12 protein-coding genes are annotated in these 16,718 nt (G+C 55.9%); 8 read left to right on the top strand and 4 right to left on the bottom strand.

Going from position 1 to position 16,718, the window contains the following annotated elements; translation table 11 throughout:
• Window positions 1–100: 100 nt before the first annotated feature.
• The 3 genes from AB1L30_RS11860 (at window position 101) to AB1L30_RS11870 (ending at window position 5,363) form a co-directional block, all read left to right on the top strand.
• The gene (locus AB1L30_RS11860; protein ID WP_367013637.1) at window positions 101–565 is read left to right on the top strand and encodes a hypothetical protein; all 465 of its coding nucleotides are present in this window, start codon (window positions 101–103) and stop codon (window positions 563–565) included.
• Window positions 566–738: 173 nt separating this feature from the next.
• The gene (locus AB1L30_RS11865; protein ID WP_367013638.1) at window positions 739–2,202 is read left to right on the top strand and encodes an efflux RND transporter periplasmic adaptor subunit; all 1,464 of its coding nucleotides are present in this window, start codon (window positions 739–741) and stop codon (window positions 2,200–2,202) included.
• A 62-nt stretch (window positions 2,203–2,264) separates the two neighbouring features.
• Entirely contained in the window at window positions 2,265–5,363 is a 3,099-nt protein-coding gene (locus AB1L30_RS11870; RefSeq protein ID WP_367013639.1) for a CusA/CzcA family heavy metal efflux RND transporter, read from the top strand.
• Window positions 5,364–5,382: 19 nt separating this feature from the next.
• Here AB1L30_RS11870 and AB1L30_RS11875 read toward each other — a convergent pair whose 3' ends face one another.
• On the bottom strand, window positions 5,383–6,744 hold the full coding sequence (locus tag AB1L30_RS11875) for a glycosyltransferase family 4 protein (protein ID WP_367013640.1): 1,362 nt from the start codon (window positions 6,742–6,744) through the stop codon (window positions 5,383–5,385).
• A gap of 360 nt (window positions 6,745–7,104) precedes the next feature.
• On the opposite strand from AB1L30_RS11875, the gene AB1L30_RS11880 reads away from it, so the two are divergent.
• Genes AB1L30_RS11880 through AB1L30_RS11900 form a run of 5 tightly spaced genes read left to right on the top strand, consistent with a single transcriptional unit; the run spans window position 7,105 to window position 12,427 of the window.
• Entirely contained in the window at window positions 7,105–7,992 is an 888-nt protein-coding gene (locus AB1L30_RS11880; RefSeq protein ID WP_367013641.1) for an ABC transporter permease, read from the top strand.
• Window positions 7,993–7,997: 5 nt separating this feature from the next.
• Window positions 7,998–9,347, top strand: coding sequence for an ABC transporter ATP-binding protein (locus AB1L30_RS11885; RefSeq protein ID WP_367013642.1), 1,350 nt, complete (start codon window positions 7,998–8,000; stop codon window positions 9,345–9,347).
• A gap of 8 nt (window positions 9,348–9,355) precedes the next feature.
• On the top strand, window positions 9,356–10,516 hold the full coding sequence (locus tag AB1L30_RS11890) for a DegT/DnrJ/EryC1/StrS aminotransferase family protein (RefSeq protein WP_367013643.1): 1,161 nt from the start codon (window positions 9,356–9,358) through the stop codon (window positions 10,514–10,516).
• Window positions 10,517–10,541: 25 nt separating this feature from the next.
• Entirely contained in the window at window positions 10,542–11,192 is a 651-nt protein-coding gene (locus AB1L30_RS11895; RefSeq protein WP_367013644.1) for an acyltransferase, read from the top strand.
• 44 nt (window positions 11,193–11,236) lie between these two features.
• Entirely contained in the window at window positions 11,237–12,427 is a 1,191-nt protein-coding gene (locus AB1L30_RS11900; RefSeq protein ID WP_367013645.1) for a glycosyltransferase, read from the top strand.
• Here the strand turns inward: AB1L30_RS11900 and AB1L30_RS11905 are convergent.
• The 3 genes from AB1L30_RS11905 to AB1L30_RS11915 form a co-directional block, all read right to left on the bottom strand.
• A complete protein-coding gene (locus AB1L30_RS11905) occupies window positions 12,419–13,687 on the bottom strand; it encodes an MFS transporter (RefSeq protein WP_367013646.1) in 1,269 nt (422 codons plus the stop codon). The two genes, AB1L30_RS11900 and AB1L30_RS11905, sit on opposite strands and share 9 nt — an antisense overlap.
• Window positions 13,688–14,362: 675 nt before the next feature.
• Window positions 14,363–15,430, bottom strand: a complete 1,068-nt coding sequence (locus AB1L30_RS11910) for an isoaspartyl peptidase/L-asparaginase (RefSeq protein ID WP_367013647.1) — start codon at window positions 15,428–15,430, stop codon at window positions 14,363–14,365.
• Window positions 15,431–15,496: 66 nt separating this feature from the next.
• Window positions 15,497–16,453 (bottom strand): isoaspartyl peptidase/L-asparaginase, encoded by a 957-nt coding sequence (locus tag AB1L30_RS11915; RefSeq protein ID WP_367013648.1) that lies wholly within the window; start codon window positions 16,451–16,453, stop codon window positions 15,497–15,499.
• Window positions 16,454–16,718: the final 265 nt, after the last annotated feature.

The raw sequence follows: 16,718 nt of genomic DNA on the forward strand, positions 1-16,718 counted from the left end.
GGGTGTTTACGCGGAGCTTCGTTGACAATTTCCGGCAGGAAGACTAGTCTGAGATGAATCTTCCTTCCGACCAGATGCTTACCTTCCTTGCAAGCAACCGATGCCGCACTCTCATAAATACGCTCGACTTTCGGTGTATGTACGAGTCGTTCTGTTGCTGGCGGTATGGACTGGTCCGCTCCCTTACTTCCATTGCCATGGCTCGCTGTTGAATGCGGTCAGCATGGATTCGCTCTGGTTATTCAACCATCTCTCGTCGAGTCATCGAGACGCGGCACTGTGTGAAGATGTTGACTTCGGCTGGCATATTCACTTCGGTGAACCAGGAAGCGAAAAGGAACGACGACTGGCCGCGAAGTGGCTATCTCTCGGCGGCGGTGGAACGGAAACTGCCACGGTTGTCGGCGATGCACGCGCGATCGACTGGTTGACCTCGCCTGACTTCAGCGTCGCTTCGGCATTGCCTGGTTCTCCCGAACCACGATCGTGCTCTATCGGCGCGTTTCACTCGACTTACGCGGTCTCTCTTCCGCTTCCGCTGCGCTTCGGCGTGGTTCGCTGCTAGATCTCTCCTCTAGCTCGCTTTTGCATCAGCGCATGCGAAATTCCTGATCGATCTGATCAGGCCACCGCTGCGCTTTCCTGATTCGAATTCTCTGTAGCGATCTCTTGGGAGATAATCCAATTATGGCATCGGCAACGCCTAACAAGTCCCGTTCATTGATAGTATCGGTCGTCTTGGCAGCTTCGATCGCAATGGCAGGAACCTGGTGGTTTCTGACCGGCGCGACCGAAGCTTCGCACCAGAAAGAAGAGCACGCAGCCTCTTCACAACAACTCGCTGTGGCGCCTGCCGCCCCAGTTGAAAACAATTCCGAAGACGTGAACCTGATTGAGTTCCCGAAGAACCGCTGGGAATCAGGCTCGATCGTTGTCGAACCGGTGAAGTCGCAGCAGTTCAGCAAGCGAATTGAAGTGACCGGCAAGATCGCGATCAACGAAGATCGGCTAGCGCACATCTTTCCACTGGCGGAAGGTGTCGTCGACGAGGTTCAGGTTCATCTGGGCGATCACGTGACGAAAGGGGATGTCCTGGCGATTGTGCAAAGTCGCGAGGTTGGCCAGGCCAAGCTTCAGCTCTATCAAGATCGCCTCAAACGAGATCAGGTCGCGGCCCAGGACAAGTGGACGCAACAGATCGTGACGAACGTCCAGGAGCTAATTCGCATGATCCGCGATGAAGCCGATGTTGCGGAGATCGAAGAGAAGTTCACCGGCAAGCCGATTGGCGAGTACCGCAACCAGTTGCTTACCGCGTACATCGGTAAGCATACCCATCAGCAGACCGTGAAGCGGCTTTCGCCGTTGACCGACAGTGGTGCCGTATCTGGCAAGCAGTTGATCGAAGCCCAGTCGCAGTGGAACACCGCCCGGGCAACGCTGCAGTCACTGGTCGAACAGATCCAGCAAGAGGCTGTGCAAGAGGGCATGCGTTCTTCGCATGCGGTCAAAGAAATGGAAACCCGCGTGGCGGTCGATGAAGCGGCCTTGAAGGTGCTGGGCTTCAAGGATGCAGAACTGGAGCAGATCAATCCGATAGTCCAAGGCGAAGCGGTCTCGCACATGCCGATCATGGCGCCGTTCGATGGAACGATCATCTCGAAGGATGTCGTCCTGGCCGAACGGGTCGGACCCGATAGCCAGATCTTCAGTGTGGCTGACCTGACCAGTGTCTGGGTCACGGCCGATATCTACGAAGGGCAATTGCCGCTCTTGGATCAGGTACGAGGCAAAACGATCCAGCTTCAATCGGATGCGTGGCCTGGACGAACATTTGATGCCAAGGTGTTCTACACCGGCGATCTGGTCGATCCCGATAGCCGAACCATTACGCTCCGGGCCATCGCGGACAACAAAGATGCGGCTCTGAAGCCTGGCATGTTCGTGCATGTGTTGTTCCCGACCGGCAGCCTCGACCAGGTCGTTCAGGTTCCGGCCGATGCCTTACAAGACTTTGAAGGACGCTCGTTCGTGTTTGTTTACGCAGGGGGCGACACCTTCGAGGCTCGTGACGTGGTGGTGGGGCGACGAACGGATAAGGTCGTCGAAATTGTGAAGGGACTCAAGAATGGCGAAGAGATCGTAGTTCACGGTGGCTTCGCATTGAAATCGAAGATGCTGGCAAGCTTGCTTGAAGAGTAAGCGTGCGTGCCGGTATCGATTGAATTGCCTGCTCGATTTCAACTTCTTTCATCGAGGCCACAATGGTTCAACATATTATTGAATGGTCCCTGAATAATCGTTTTATCGTCATGCTATTGGCGGTCGTTCTGCTTGGTGCCGGTGTGGTATCGGCGATGCGATTGCCCTTGGATGCGGTGCCTGACCTGACCAACGTTCAGGTCCAAGTCTTGACCACGTCGCCGTCGCTGGGGCCGGTCGAAGTGGAGCAGTTCATCACGTTCCCGGTCGAAAACGCGCTGAGCGGTCTGCCTCGCGTCGAAGAAATTCGCTCGATCAGCCGCTTCGGCTTGTCGGCTGTTACGGTCGCCTTTGAAGAGGGAACCGACATCTATTGGGCCCGAAACCTGGTGAACGAGCGACTACAGCAAGCGCGCGAGAACATTCCGCCTGGCATGGGCGATCCGCAGATGGGTCCCATCGCAACGGGTATGAGCGAAATCTACCAGTTCGAGGTGATGGCCGAAGAAGGTCACGAATACAGCCTGATGGATCTACGAACGATCCTCGACTGGCAAATCGCTTTTCAGCTGCGAAGCGTCCCGGGTGTCATTGAAGTGAACACCTTCGGTGGCGAACTGAAGACCTACGAAGTGCAGGTCAATCCTGATCAACTGCAGAACTTCAACGTGCCGCTAAACCGCGTGTTTGAGGCCCTTGAAGAAAACAACGCCAACGCAGGCGGTGGTTATATCACCCACAGTGCCGAGCAACGATTGATTCGCGGCGAAGGCTTGATTCGTAATCTCCAAGATATCGAAGACATCGTCCTCGATAGTCGCCGCGATGGCACACCGATTCGAATTTCGGACGTCGCCCGCGTAAACTTCGCCCCGATGCTGCGGCAAGGTGCGGTCACGCGTGACGGCGACCGGGAAGCGGTCACCGGGATGGTGATGATGCTGATGGGAGGCAATTCGCGACAAGTCGTTGAAGACGTGAAGCATAAGATCGCCGAGATTCAAGAGACGCTACCGGAAGGCGTGGTGATCGATACGTTCTACGATCGAACCGAGTTGGTGGAAAAGACGATCCATACCATCGCCGAAAATATCAGCGTTGGTGTGATTCTGGTGATTGTGATGCTGTTCCTCCTTCTCGGCGATATCCGGGCAGGCCTAATCGTATCGGCGGCGATTCCACTCTCCGCGATGTGTGCCTTGATCGCGATGAAAGTCGCCGGAGTTTCGGCCAACCTAATGAGCCTGGGGGCGATCGACTTCGGGATTATCGTCGACGGCGCGGTCGTGATGATTGAGAACGCGGTCCGTCATGCGAGTCGCTATCAACGCGAGCGTGGCGGGGTAGTCCCGAAAGAAGTCTTCAAGCAATCGGCCAAAGAAGTCGGTACGCCGATTCTATTTGCTGGTTTGATCGTGATCATCGTGTTCCTCCCAATCCTCAGCCTGCAGGGTGTGGAAGGAAAGATGTTCCGCCCGATGGCGTTCACCTTCATGTCGGCACTGACGGGCGCACTGATTTTGAGCGTGACTGTGATGCCTGTGATGGCGTCGCTGTTTCTCGCCCGTCGCGTCAGCTCGAAGGATACCTTCCTGGTGACCTGGCTGAAGAAGTGGTACGAACCGATACTGGCATTTTCGATGCGTCGCCCATTGCCGATGTTTGGCGTGGCGATCGGGATGTTCGCAGTAAGTGTCGTCGTGGCAACGGGGTTCGGAGTGGAGTTTGTGCCGAAGCTCGATGAAGGTGACATCGCGATTCAGGCCACTCGCTTACCTAGCGTGTCGCTCGAAACGTCGATCGAAATGACCAAGGCGATGGAGCGAACTTTGCTCAAGTTCCCGCAGGTCGAAAGCGTCGTATCGAAGACCGGACGTCCAGAAATTGCCAACGACCCGATGGGCGTCCATCAGACCGACGTGTTCGTGAGGCTTAAGCCAAAGGAAGAATGGCCGGAGGAAATCGAAAAGACCGACCTTGTCGAAGCGATGCAGGTCGCCCTCGAAGAGGCGGTGCCTAGCAACTCGTACGGGTTCACTCAGCCGATCGAACTGCGCGTGCAGGAACTGGTGGCAGGAGTGCGATCCGATGTCGGCTTGAGTATTTACGGCGACGATCTGAATGTCTTGAAAGAGCAGGGGGATCGTATCGTTCGTGCCCTTAACGGGGTCGAAGGCGCCGCCGACGTACAGGCCCAGCAGATCGCTGGTCTTCCGTACTTGCGAGTCAACATTCGCCGCGATGCCATTGCGCGATACGGAATCAACGCGGCTGATATTCTGCAGGCGATTCAGGTTGTCGGTGGGCATACGGTCGGAGAAGTGTTTGAGGGGCAACGTCGCTTCCCCTTGCAGGTTCGCCTGGCACCCGAGTGGCGTTACAACGCCGAGAAGCTGGAGCAGATCAAGATCGAAGACCCGCAAGGCAGAAAAATTCCGATTACGCAGCTCGCCGATATCATCGTCGAAGATGGCCCATCGGAAATCAGTCGCCACGCGATCCGGCGACGCTTGCTGGTCCAGTGCAACGTGCGCGGCCGGGACCTGGCAAGTTTCGTAGCCGATGCCAAGGAAACGATTGCCAACGAAGTGAAGCTTCCGGCCGGCTACTCGCTGGCGTGGGGCGGCCAATTCCAGAACCTGGAAGAGGCTTCGAGACGCCTGATGATCGCGGTGCCGGTCGCGTTGTTCCTGATCTTCTCGTTGCTTTACATCACATTTAGTTCCGCCAAGCTGACGATGCTGATTTACTTGAACGTTCCGATCGCAGCAACGGGCGGGATCTTCGCACTATGGTTACGTGACATGCCGTTCTCGATTTCCGCTGGGGTCGGTTTTATCGCCTTGTTTGGTATCGCGGTTATGAACGGTGTGGTTCTGATCGAACACATCCGACATTTGCGGCATGAAGGGCTCGAGCAGAAAGACGCGGTTACAACAGGTTCGATGGACCGACTTCGCCCAGTGTTGATGACGGCAACGTGCGGTGCCTTGGGCTTCGTTCCGATGGCCATCTCTGGCAGTGCCGGTGCTGAAGTCCAACGGCCGCTGGCAACCGTGGTGATCGGGGGACTGATTACCTGTACGGTGCTAACCCTATTGGTGCTACCGGCGATCTATCGTTGGTTTGAACCAGCGGGCGACGTGGCAGCCCACGAGTAGATGCCTGTGTCGGTCGGGCTTATGCAAGACCTAGCATTCGCCCGATCGTTCGCGTTAGATAGATGCCCCAAGACTTCTCTAAGGTCTCGGTCCGCTTAGCGAGGGCCGGGATCTGCCCATGAGAAATGCTGGCGCAAACGCCATGGGCAATTGTATCCAGATGCGGAAGAAGGGCTTGGACCGACGTCTTGCGCTCGGGCGTGGCGGCTGCTCTTCGTAATATCTCTTCGACACGTCGGCCGTATTCGACCCGCGTGTAGTTCGTTAGCGATTGGTCCCGGGCACGGGTTGCCATTTCGCAAGCAGCAGCAGGGTCGTTGTAAATACGTTCAATCGCTGAGGCAAGCTGCTCGGCGTTGCCGACATCGTAAAGAATACCGGTGACGCCATCATCAATAATCGTTGGTGTTGCCCCAGTGTTGGTTGCGACGACGGGGCGCGCCGTAGCCATTGCTTCGACAGTGACTCGGCCGAAGGCTTCGAATCGGGAAGTGACCAGGGCAATGTGCCCCTCTAAGAGAGCCTGACGCGGATCGGCTGTTGTTCCGCGAAAACGAACCTGTTTCCCAATGCCGTGGTTTTTCACTGCTTCACGAAGCTTCGCTTGATAATCGGGCTGGGCATCGCCAAACAGGTGGAGTTCGACAGGAACATTTCGACGCTTGAGCAAAGCAACCGCTTCGACCGCATCGATCTGTCCCTTATGCTCAGCGATGGTGCCAACCAGACAGAGTTGTAGCGGGTCCTCTTTCGCTGGAGCGTTTGGCTGTTCGATCTTTAGCCAGTCATCTGCCAGTGGGCCGTTAGGAACTGTGGAGATCGTGTTCTCCCGAAGGTAGGGCTGGACAGCCTGACCAAGGATGTCGGAATTGACAATTATTTCGTCAGAAAGCGTATCGATTAAGCCGTATGTACCCGGCTTACCCAGATAGAAAGTCCAATCGAAGTCGCGATCAACGAACTCACGGAGATGCCATACGTGAGGCAACTCCAATCGTGCCGCAACGAACGACCCCAGGGGGCAAACCGTCGTGTTCGTATAGACGACGTCGGGCCTCTCTTCGAGCGAGCGAGAAATCGCTGCGACGCAGTCCATAAGCCTCGTTGGATGTACCGTCCATCCAAAACCCTGATGTTCGTCGGCACACCAGAGCAGACTCTCGAAGCAGACTTCAGGGACCAGGTCGGACAAGCAGAGGACGACGGCCCCTAACTTTCTCGCGGCCAATTCAAACGAACCATATCCCGGCGTGACAACGGTGAGACGGATATCGGGGCGAGTGCTGAGCTCGATCAACAGTTCATGAAGCGAACGACCTCCGCCATGCGACAGTGTGGCACTGTGTGCGAAAACAAGAATGTGAAGAGGCTTAACATTCATTACCTCACACATCGACCTCGAAGTTTGTGAAGCGATTTCTTCATGGAATCTGGCCTAAGAACAAGGGTGTTTCGTGCGACTCGGGCAGCACGAACGCCCACTTTTCTGGGGAGTAGCCGCCGCAATTGCAGACTTCAGGTTGTACCCGGGGCCCCGTCGAGGTCCAGGGGCAAGGGGCGTATTTACACAACCTTAACGTGGTCTTCAACCAGCTTTCCGTGTCGGACGCGACATTGGGGAATGCTGACAGGCGGTCGACTCCGTTCCTTGGTAGGAACGAATATCGAAAGTGCCGTCGGCTACCTCAAGTATGACCTCCAATTCTCGGGACCGGCAGACCAACGCCGGGAGTCAAGCTGAATGAGTACGTCCGCAAGCCAGATCTCAGAACGCGATTTGGCCGATGACGTGCCTTGCAGCGACGTCCCGATGCAGTACTTCGAATCTGAGGGTGGCATCTCGCTCCGCGGCTTTTACGAGCTCTGGATTTATCGCCACCTGGTGTGGATGCTGGTCGTCCGCGATGTCAAAGTGCGATATCGACAGACGGCGGTGGGTGTCGCTTGGGCCGTGCTTCAACCGGCGCTGCTGATGCTGGTCTTCAGTATCTTCTTTCAGCTCCTCGGACGGCAGCCTTCGGAAGGGAACGTACCGTACGTTGTCACCTTCTTGTGTGGTTACCTGCCATGGCAGTTACTCGCTTCGACTCTGGGAGCGGCCACGCAAAGCCTGGTTGCTCATCAGAACTTGATCAGCAAAGTCTATTTTCCTCGGGCTGTATTGCCGATCTCGGCAACGGTCGGAGGGCTAATCGACTTCTGTATTGCCTGCGTATTACTGCTTGGTGTAATGGTGTGGTACGGTGTCACGCCGCCAGTCCAGATCCTTTTATTGCCGCTGTTTGTTCTTTTGTCGCTGCTCATTTCAATCGGGGCAGGGCTTTGGCTTTCTGCCTTGAACGCACTGTATCGCGACATTGGATATGTGGTCCCCTTTATTTTGCAGGTCGGGTTCTTTATCAGCCCTGTGATCTACGAAACGGATCAGCTGATCCCCGAGCAATATCGCAGCATCTATGCCTTGAATCCGATGGTCGGTGTTTTGGAAGGAGCCCGCTGGTGCATTCTCGGGCACGCGGCACCGACGTTCAGTTCGCTGGCGATCTCATTCGTAACTTTGGGGCTTCTGTTGGTTGGAGGAATGATTTACTTCCGCCAGGTCGAACGCCAGGTGGTGGATAGGATCTAAGCTCGATGTCCAACGTTGCCATCTCTGTCGAAGGCTTGAGTAAGTGCTATCAACGTGGCACGAGCGAACCCTATTCGCGATTCAGTGAGCTGCTGGTGCGCTTGCCGAAGGCATTATGGAATCGCTTCATCCCAAGAGGCGACAATTCTGCGAACAGCCAATCAACCAGCAATCCATTTTGGGCCTTGAAGGATCTCGATTTTACGATCAACGAAGGCGAAGTCGTCGGGGTAATTGGTCGCAACGGGGCGGGCAAAAGCACACTGCTTAAGATTCTGTCTCGGATTACGGAGCCAACGACCGGTCGCTTTGGCTTGCGGGGGCGTGTTGGAAGCCTGCTGGAAGTAGGAACCGGATTTCATCCTGAATTGACCGGTGCCGAGAACATCTACCTGAGCGGAACCCTGCTGGGGATGTCGCGGCAAGAGATCAAACGGCACTTCGACGAAATCGTCGACTTCGCTCAGGTTGAAGACTTCCTTCAAACCCCGGTGAAACGATACTCCAGTGGAATGTATGTCCGACTCGGTTTCGCCATTGCCGCCCACCTTCAACCAGAAATCCTGATCGTCGATGAAGTCCTGGCAGTCGGAGACGCCCAGTTTCAGAAGAAGTGTCTGGACAAGATGAAAGAGGTGTCGACGCAGGGGAGAACGGTTCTTTTTGTCAGCCACCAACTATCGGCGATTCGACAACTTACCGACAGTTGCCTGGTGCTCGATCGAGGGCAACTCCGTTTCCAGGGTGAATCGGATCAAGCAATCCGACACTATCTCGAAATGGCTCAGCCTTCGAGTGACGACCTCGTCGATGGGTTTCCTGATCTTAATGCGTTTCGACGGGATCATTTGTGCGGGACTCATGTTCGGGCAGAACGCATCGGAATATGCCGAGTAGACGACACCGAGGCGGAATTCTCTCCGGTCATCGAGTTTGGGGAAGACTTTCGATTCGAGTGCGAAATTGAAAGTAGTATCGAAACGGAAGCCAGGATGGGGTTCAGCATTGCCCGTGTCGATGGATCGCAGGTAACGGTCGTCTGGACGCAAGATGCGGAGTTCCCTTTGCGATTGGAGAAGGGGCGACAGGTCGTTCGTTGCGACGTCTTCGGTTTGCCACTCGCCCCTGGCAAGTATGTTTCGCAGATCGGAATCTCCGATATTGCCGTCGGTCGCACCTATGACGTGATTATGGATTACCCACTTCTGGAAGTACGGTGGCAGGCGGTCGAAGACGGTACCGTTCACTACCCGGATCGTCGTTGGGGAGGTGTTCACTGGACGCCGGTGCAATGGTCCGTTGAAAGCACGACAGCAGCCGTCCGCAAAGAACAACGAATTCAACAGGTTACCTAGCGGCAATTATGTCAGATTACATCGTTTTTGGACAACCAATTCTGGGGGACGAAGAGATCGCGGAGGTCACCGACGCGCTCCGCAGTTGCTGGATTGGAACAGGGCCTCGAACTGCCCGGTTTGAAGATCAATTTGCCGACTACGTCGGAGCACGCCATGCGGTGGCAGTGAATAGTTGTACGGCAGCATTACATCTTTCCCTACTTGCCTCCGGAGTAGGCCCAGGGGATGAAGTCATCACCACACCTCTGACGTTTGCCTCGACCGCGAATGTGATCTTACACGCCGGGGCGATGCCTGTGTTCGTGGACGTCGACCGGGAAACGATGAACATCGATCCCAGCCAGATCGAAGCAGCGATTACGCAAAACACGAAGGCGATCTTGCCGGTTCATTTTGGCGGACGTCCGTGCGAAATGGAGGCGATCGGAGCCATTGCGGACCGATTTGGCCTAAAGGTGATCGAAGATGCGGCCCACTGTATCGAAGGCAGGTATCAGGAACAGAAGATTGGCTCAATTAGCCCGCTGACCTGCTTCAGCTTCTACGTCACCAAAAACATGACGACCGCCGAAGGTGGGATGATTGCCACCAACGACGAACAACTCGCGACAACGCTGAAGATGCATGCGCTGCATGGATTGTCGCGCGATGCCTGGCGCCGCTTTAGCGACGATGGGTATCAGCATTACGAAGTTGTCTATCCTGGCTTCAAATACAATATGACGGACTTGCAGGCAGCCCTTGGTCTGTGTCAGCTTCCAAAACTTGAACAATGGTTGCGTCGCCGCGAAGAAATCTGGCAGCAATACGATGAAGCGTTTGCCGAATTGCCTTGTTGGGTGCCATCGCCAGCTGCAAGCGAAACCCGACATGCCAGGCATTTGTACACGCTGCTCCTGGATATCGATCAATTAGGAAAGAGCCGCGATCAGGTCATGCAGGAACTTCATGAACTGGGAATTGGCGTGGGCGTTCACTATCGTGCGGTGCATTTGCATCAGTATTATCGCGAGCGTTACGGATACGAAGCTGATCAATTTCCGAACGCGAACTGGATTAGCCAACGGACGATCTCTTTGCCGCTGTCGGCAAAGCTAACCGCCGACCAGGTCGACCGAATCATTTCGGCGATGACGTCGACTCTCAGCGTCACTCAGTTGAATTAGGGGGCGCATGGTGAGCATTCCTTCCATGCTACGTTGGTTGATTCCAGGCAGTCTGAAGCGATCCATCGTGCAGGTCATTCGCCAGATCGCCGCCGATGAAATTCGTCGAAGCCAGCTACCCACGATGGTTTGGGGCTATCAGTCTCCCGATGGATTTCGCGCCCAGACACGCTTAAGTAACACCGCTTACGTTTATCATCCGGAACGTGTTCACATAGCGGATAACGTTTTTGTGTGGCATCATTCCATCTTGGATGGTACCGGGGGAATCGAAATTGGCGAGGGATGCCAGATCGGAGCGTGGGTCGGCATTTTCACCCACAGTTCGCACAAAGCGATCCGCATCTACGGTCGCCATTACACGGATGTCGCAGAAGACGAGAAAGAATTCTACGTCGTCAAGAAAGTCAAGATTGGCAAGTATGTCTTTATCGGGGCAGGAGCGAAAGTGTTGCCAGGTGTGACGATCGGTGACGGAGCGTTGATTGGTGCCGGAGCTCTAGTTCGAGAGTCGGTGCCTCCTTTCGCGATCGTGGAAGGTAGTCCTGCCCAGGTCGTCGGCAGTACTGAAACACTCGATAAACGGGCTCTGAAAAGCGAGAAGTTTCGGACGTGGTATGACCAGTGGCAGGAAGCGAACATGACCGAAGTCGTTTCCGCGAACTTGCCTGAATGAAAGTGATTCGTTCCTCGTTTGGGAATGGACTTCAGTAAACCAGTATGAATCAGCAATCTCCACCGCGCGTGGCCCATTTCGTCCATGCCGCCTTCGCGCTGACCGAAACGTTTGTTCACGACTTCGTATCGGCTGCCCGGCGTTACGAGAGCTGGGTCTATGCGGCGGAACGCGTGAATCGCGATCTGTTTCCGTGTGACCGGGTCGAATTGCGGCCAGAGGAAAGTGGGGCGTTGCGTCAGTTCATCACCCGGCCATTTCGGCGCAGCAAACATGGGGCACGTCTCGACGCGCGAACATTCGTTCGGAAAGCGAAGCCGAATGTCGTGCATGCTCATTTTGGACCACGCGGCTGGGAAGCTCTGCCTCTTTGTCGGAAGCATTCCATTCCCCTGATGACGAGCTTCTACGGTCGCGATGCATCAGCAATACCAAGCGAGGGCGATTGGCGGAAGCGATACGACGAGCTCTTCTCCGAGGGAGATGCGTTCGTTGTTGAAGGCCCCGCCATGAAGCAGCGTCTGGTCAGACTAGGGGCTCCCTGTGATCGGGTTCACATCGTTCCACTGATCTGTCGCGACGGTTACGAGTTTCGTACGCGAAGCTGCCCGCCAGAAGAGAAGATTCGATTCGCGTTCGTCGGAAGGTTCGTGGAAAAGAAAGGGCTGCCTGTTCTCTTGCAGGCACTCCAACGAGCAAAAGAGAAACTCGGAGCATTTTCTCTGGCAGTCATCGGCGACGGTGACGACCGAAAACGGATGGAAGAACTTGCTGCCCAACTGGGAATTGCCGCGGAGGTCGAATTTCGCGGCTTTTGTTCCAGAAGTGAAATGATCGCACAGCTCTCGAACGCGGATGTATTAGTCGCGCCGAGTCGGACGGCGTCGGATGGCGATACCGAAGGGGGAGCTCCTACGATATTGGTGGAAGCCATGGCAATGGGAATACCCATTGTCGGGACAACGCACGCCGACATTCCTTTTGTCTGTTCCGCCTATCAAGATTATCTGGCGGAAGAAAACGATGTCGCAGGATTGGCTTCGCAACTGGTCAAGATTCGGGATGACCATATGCGATGGCCCGCGCTGGCAAGCGACGCAATCCAAGTGGTGCGACAACAGCACAGCGAGGACAACATCGATCGTTTGGAAGCGATCTATGACTTGGTCGCCGCCGGAAGGTCTTCGGGCAATGTCGAATCGCCAATCGAGGCCGGTCGGGAGAGACTAGGCTGATTCGACGGCTAGTTCACGTGAATTCGTATCACGCTTCCAAGACCACGCGCTCAGCCCGATTGCCAGGACGACCGGTAAGATACTGATGGCGGGCGTCGCGGCCAGACCCAATGGGGAGGCGACCACTTGGCCACCCACCAGCGCACCGATCGCAATGCCCAGGTTGAAGGCAGATTGGTTTAGGCCTGCGGCGACGTCTTCGGCACCGGGCAGGTATCGACGGGCCTGTTCAACCGCGAGGAGCTGCAAGCCGGCGCCGGGGGCGAACATCGTGAAAGCAAACAGCAAAAATGCGGGCACCACGGCGATTTGATAAGGTGCTGCCAGCCACAGGGCCAACAGGCTAACGGCCACCAACGCATAGCCACCCACCAGGGCCGGGTGCAAACCACGATCAGCGACTCGGCCGCCTACCAGGTTTCCAAACGTGACGCAGACGCCCAGCAAGGCGAACAACATGGTGACCATCGTTGGACTGAACCCAGAGACTTCCTCGAGGAAGGCAGTCAGGTAACTCAGCGTTGCGAACGTGCCCGTATAGCCGACGGCGGTCATCGCGAGCGCGAGTAGCAACTGCGGATGCATCAGGGCAGCGAATTGACGCCCAAGGCTGAGCCGGTTTTCTGACAATGGAAGCTTCGGCACGAACATACCAATGCTGATGATCGTCAACAGACCCAGTCCCGATGTCGCCGCGAAGGCCATTCGCCAGCCGACCAGCTGGCCGAGGATGGCTCCGGCAGGCACAACGGTGGCCATGGCAATCGAGAGCCCTGAGAACAAGATCCCAATCGCGCCGGCTTCGCGCCCTTTGGCGACAAGGCTCGAAACGGCCGTCGATGCCAAGGCAATGAAAACGCCATGCGGAATCGCGGAAAGAAAGCGAATTGCCAGCAAAGTTTCGTAGTTCGGGGCGAAGGCAGCCGCAAGGTTGGTGATCGCAAAGATCACCATCAGCCCAATGAGTAGCGGCTTCCGAGAGATCCCTGATGAGAACGACGCCAGAAACGGTGTCAACAACGTCACGCCCAGGGCATAGCCTGAGATCAAGAGTCCTGCGGAGGAAAGCGTAACCTTCAAGTCCGCGGCAATGGTTGGCAACAGGGCGGCTGGCAGGAACTCGGTTGTTCCAATGCAGAAGCACCCCATCGTTAAGGCCAACAGCGATGGAGGACAGGCACCTGGCTGCTTTACATCCGTGATCGAATCTACTGCTTCACGCGTGGCGGCGATGTCGCCGGCCAAAGACACCGAATTCATGGTGATGCTGACAATCTCAATGGAAGGTCACGAACCGACAAACAAGCCGGCTGCGTGTTACTCGTATCGATCCTTCGATCGATGGTCTATGTCGACTTGGGGTTTTCGACGGTTACGATTCACATGGCGGGTTGAAGCCGTAGTTTTCACGTCGCGTTCAATTCATGGAACTCAACGAAACAACTGGCTTATCCAAAATCGTACGAGTCGATTGATTTAAGGCAAGGTGAGATGCCGCTCCCGCGGCAAAAAGCATGGTGAGTGGTAAAATCGTCACCACTCAGCTATACCGATAAAAGGTCTTATGGGGGCAGAAATGGGCCCAGCAGCTACTGGTGATCGCTAGCTGCGATGAAAGTCAAAATGAGAAACTATTCTCAATTCGATGACGACCTTCGTTGACTTACTCGACAGGCAAAACGAACGGGAGAGAATGTTCCCAAGAACCGCTGTTTGTGGCGGAGACAATGTTGTAGAACGCGATCTCGATGGCCGTGATTAGATTTCCAGCTGGTCGAATCGACCTGACAAGACGCTAATCTTTGGGCTGGACGTCTTCCACATGAAGTTCTTGCCAAAGTTGCCAAAAACGAGCTTCTAGGCTTCGCCCAACGGTGAAGGCGACGAGACGCTCGGCGAAAGTTAAAGGGACAGTGCGAACCGTATTAATCGTGGTTAGTTGTCTTCAAACGGTTCTTCCCAGATGGCCGTTCCGCGATTGCCTTTCCAATCGGACCAGGCACGGCTCATCGCTCCGGTGCTAAACTGGAGCGTCATGTTGCCTTCGTGATCGACGGCAATGATCCCGCCATCACCTGGCTTCAAGACTTCGGTTAAGCAGGCATCGACCGCTTCGGCAACCGACTGCTGGTCTTGCTTGACGCGCCAATTTACCTGAAAGGCAATGGCGTTCCGAATGTACTCTTCGCCGCTGCCGGTACCACTGACGGCGCAGCCTTGATTGTCGGCGTATGTTCCCGCCCCGATGATAGGCGAGTCGCCGACACGGCCTACCATTTTGCCCGTCATTCCACCGGTGCTGGTCGCAGCAGCCAGGTTGCCATGCTGGTCCAATGCCACGCACCCGACCGTACCGCGAGAGATATCGAAGTCTTTGGTTGCCGGAGCATTGTTGGCAATTGGCGGCATGCCATAGGCAGGTTCCTTCAAAGGTGGGACACCGTCTCGCTCCAGCTTCTTCAGGAGTTGACTCCAGCGCGTGGCATCGAAAAAGAAGTCAGGCGTCACCATTTCGATTCCTTGCGATTCAGCAAACGAGTCGGCCGCTTTCGAGGTGAGAAGTACGTGGGGCGTCTTCTGCATGACCAGCCTGGCAGCCTGGATGGGGTGACGAGTTCGTTCCATGGCAGACACACCCCCGCACGCGAGGGTACTGCCATCCATAATCGACGCGTCAAGCTGATGAAATCCTGCAGCGTTGAAGACTGCCCCGCGTCCCGCGTTAAAGCATGAGGCGTCTTCCAGAACCATGACGGTGGCTTCGACCGCTTCGAGGGAAGTGCCTCCCTTTTTCAAGATCTCCTCGCCAGTTTTCAGTGCCTGTTGTAGCCCTGCTTGATAGGCCGCCAGACGTTCCGGGGAAATATCTTTGGCGACCGAACCGGCGCCCCCGTGCAAGGCGATGGCCCAGCGAGCGTCCTCGGCATGAAGCGCCGAAAGCGATCCGAACATGATCACGGCGAACGCGAGCCTCTTCAGACACTTCAAGAGAGTAGTGGCCATGGTGACAAGTCCCTCGGATTGGAAGTGGTTGTGGGAAGTTCGCAGAGTCGAAGGATGGCGACCGGCTTAACGCTTTTCGTCTCGATAAACGGCGACGCCGCGCTGGCCGGTGGAATCGGCCCACGCCCGGTGCATCGATTTGGTGTTCATCTCCAGGGCAAGATTGCCCTGATGGTCAACCGCGATGATGCCCCCTCCGCCTGGTTGCAACACATTGTCGATGCAGTCGACGACGACATCTTGCAGTGATTCGTTTTGACGGCTGACACGCCAGTTGACCTGGAACGCGATCGAATGCCGCATGAACTGTTCGCCGTGCCCGGTGCAACTGATGGCGCAGCCTCGATTGTCGGCGTAGGTTCCGCCGCCGATGATGCCGGTATCGCCAACGCGGCCGCAGGTCTTCGACGATGTGCCTCCGGTACTTGTCGCCGAGGCAAGGTTGCCTGACGAATCGAGCACAACGCAGCCGACGGTACCTCGCGAGATGTCCGTGTCGCCGGTTGCAATCGGGGGCTCTGGCAGTTCAGGCATTCCATAAGGAGGTGTCTTCAGTACCGGGTAGCCAAGTTGCTGCTGCGATGCTTCAAACTGCTCCCAACGGACTGGATCGAAGTAGTAGTCTTGCGAGACCTGATCGAGTTGGTGCAGTCGCCCGAAATCGTCGGCGTCTTTTCCGACGAGCAAAATGTGCCGGGTCTGTTCCATTACCAGTCGCGCGGCACGGATCGGATTGCGGAGCGTGCTGACCGCGCCGACAGCCCCACAAGCCAAATGTCGGCCATCCATGATCGAGGCATCCAACTGGTGGTACCCCAACTGATTAGGGACCGAACCCTTGCCGGCGTTGAAGAGGGTGTCATCTTCCAGCGCCATCACGGTCCGCTCGGCGACGTCGAGCGCCGTTTCACCTGCGGTCAGCAGATCTTCCGCCAGACGTAGGATACGATCGAGCGACTGGCGGTACGCGAGAACACGCTCGGGCGTCACATTATCTGGCAGGCAACCGGCGCCGCCATGCAAAGCGATCGCCCAACGCGAAGAACTAGGTGAAGTAATCAGGGAATCGACCTTTTCGAGAGGCTAAAGAGGCAAACAAAAGCAACGATTCTGCTTCCATTGGGTGGCACGTCAGCAGTGGTTGGCGATCGTTCACCGATGTTCGACATAAGACAGACTATCACACCAGATTGTCGTTCCAATGCACAGTAGCGCATTTCGATTTTCCGAATGCGCATGACCGTAATGTGTCGACTTTCCATACGCCGGCGGCAGCCGCAGATCAGAA

Source organism: Bremerella sp. JC817 (assembly GCF_040718835.1).
Classification (GTDB): domain Bacteria; phylum Planctomycetota; class Planctomycetia; order Pirellulales; family Pirellulaceae; genus Bremerella.

Coding starts and splice junctions, on each gene's coding strand:
- AB1L30_RS11905 (WP_367013646.1), bottom strand. CDS start 13,687: ATGAATTCGGTGTCTTTGGCCGGCGACATCGCCGCCACGCGTGAAGCA.
- AB1L30_RS11890 (WP_367013643.1), top strand. CDS start 9,356: ATGTCAGATTACATCGTTTTTGGACAACCAATTCTGGGGGACGAAGAG.
- AB1L30_RS11910 (WP_367013647.1), bottom strand. CDS start 15,430: ATGGCCACTACTCTCTTGAAGTGTCTGAAGAGGCTCGCGTTCGCCGTG.
- AB1L30_RS11885 (WP_367013642.1), top strand. CDS start 7,998: ATGTCCAACGTTGCCATCTCTGTCGAAGGCTTGAGTAAGTGCTATCAA.
- AB1L30_RS11870 (WP_367013639.1), top strand. CDS start 2,265: ATGGTTCAACATATTATTGAATGGTCCCTGAATAATCGTTTTATCGTC.
- AB1L30_RS11875 (WP_367013640.1), bottom strand. CDS start 6,744: ATGAATGTTAAGCCTCTTCACATTCTTGTTTTCGCACACAGTGCCACA.
- AB1L30_RS11900 (WP_367013645.1), top strand. CDS start 11,237: ATGAATCAGCAATCTCCACCGCGCGTGGCCCATTTCGTCCATGCCGCC.
- AB1L30_RS11860 (WP_367013637.1), top strand. CDS start 101: ATGCCGCACTCTCATAAATACGCTCGACTTTCGGTGTATGTACGAGTC.
- AB1L30_RS11880 (WP_367013641.1), top strand. CDS start 7,105: ATGAGTACGTCCGCAAGCCAGATCTCAGAACGCGATTTGGCCGATGAC.
- AB1L30_RS11895 (WP_367013644.1), top strand. CDS start 10,542: ATGCTACGTTGGTTGATTCCAGGCAGTCTGAAGCGATCCATCGTGCAG.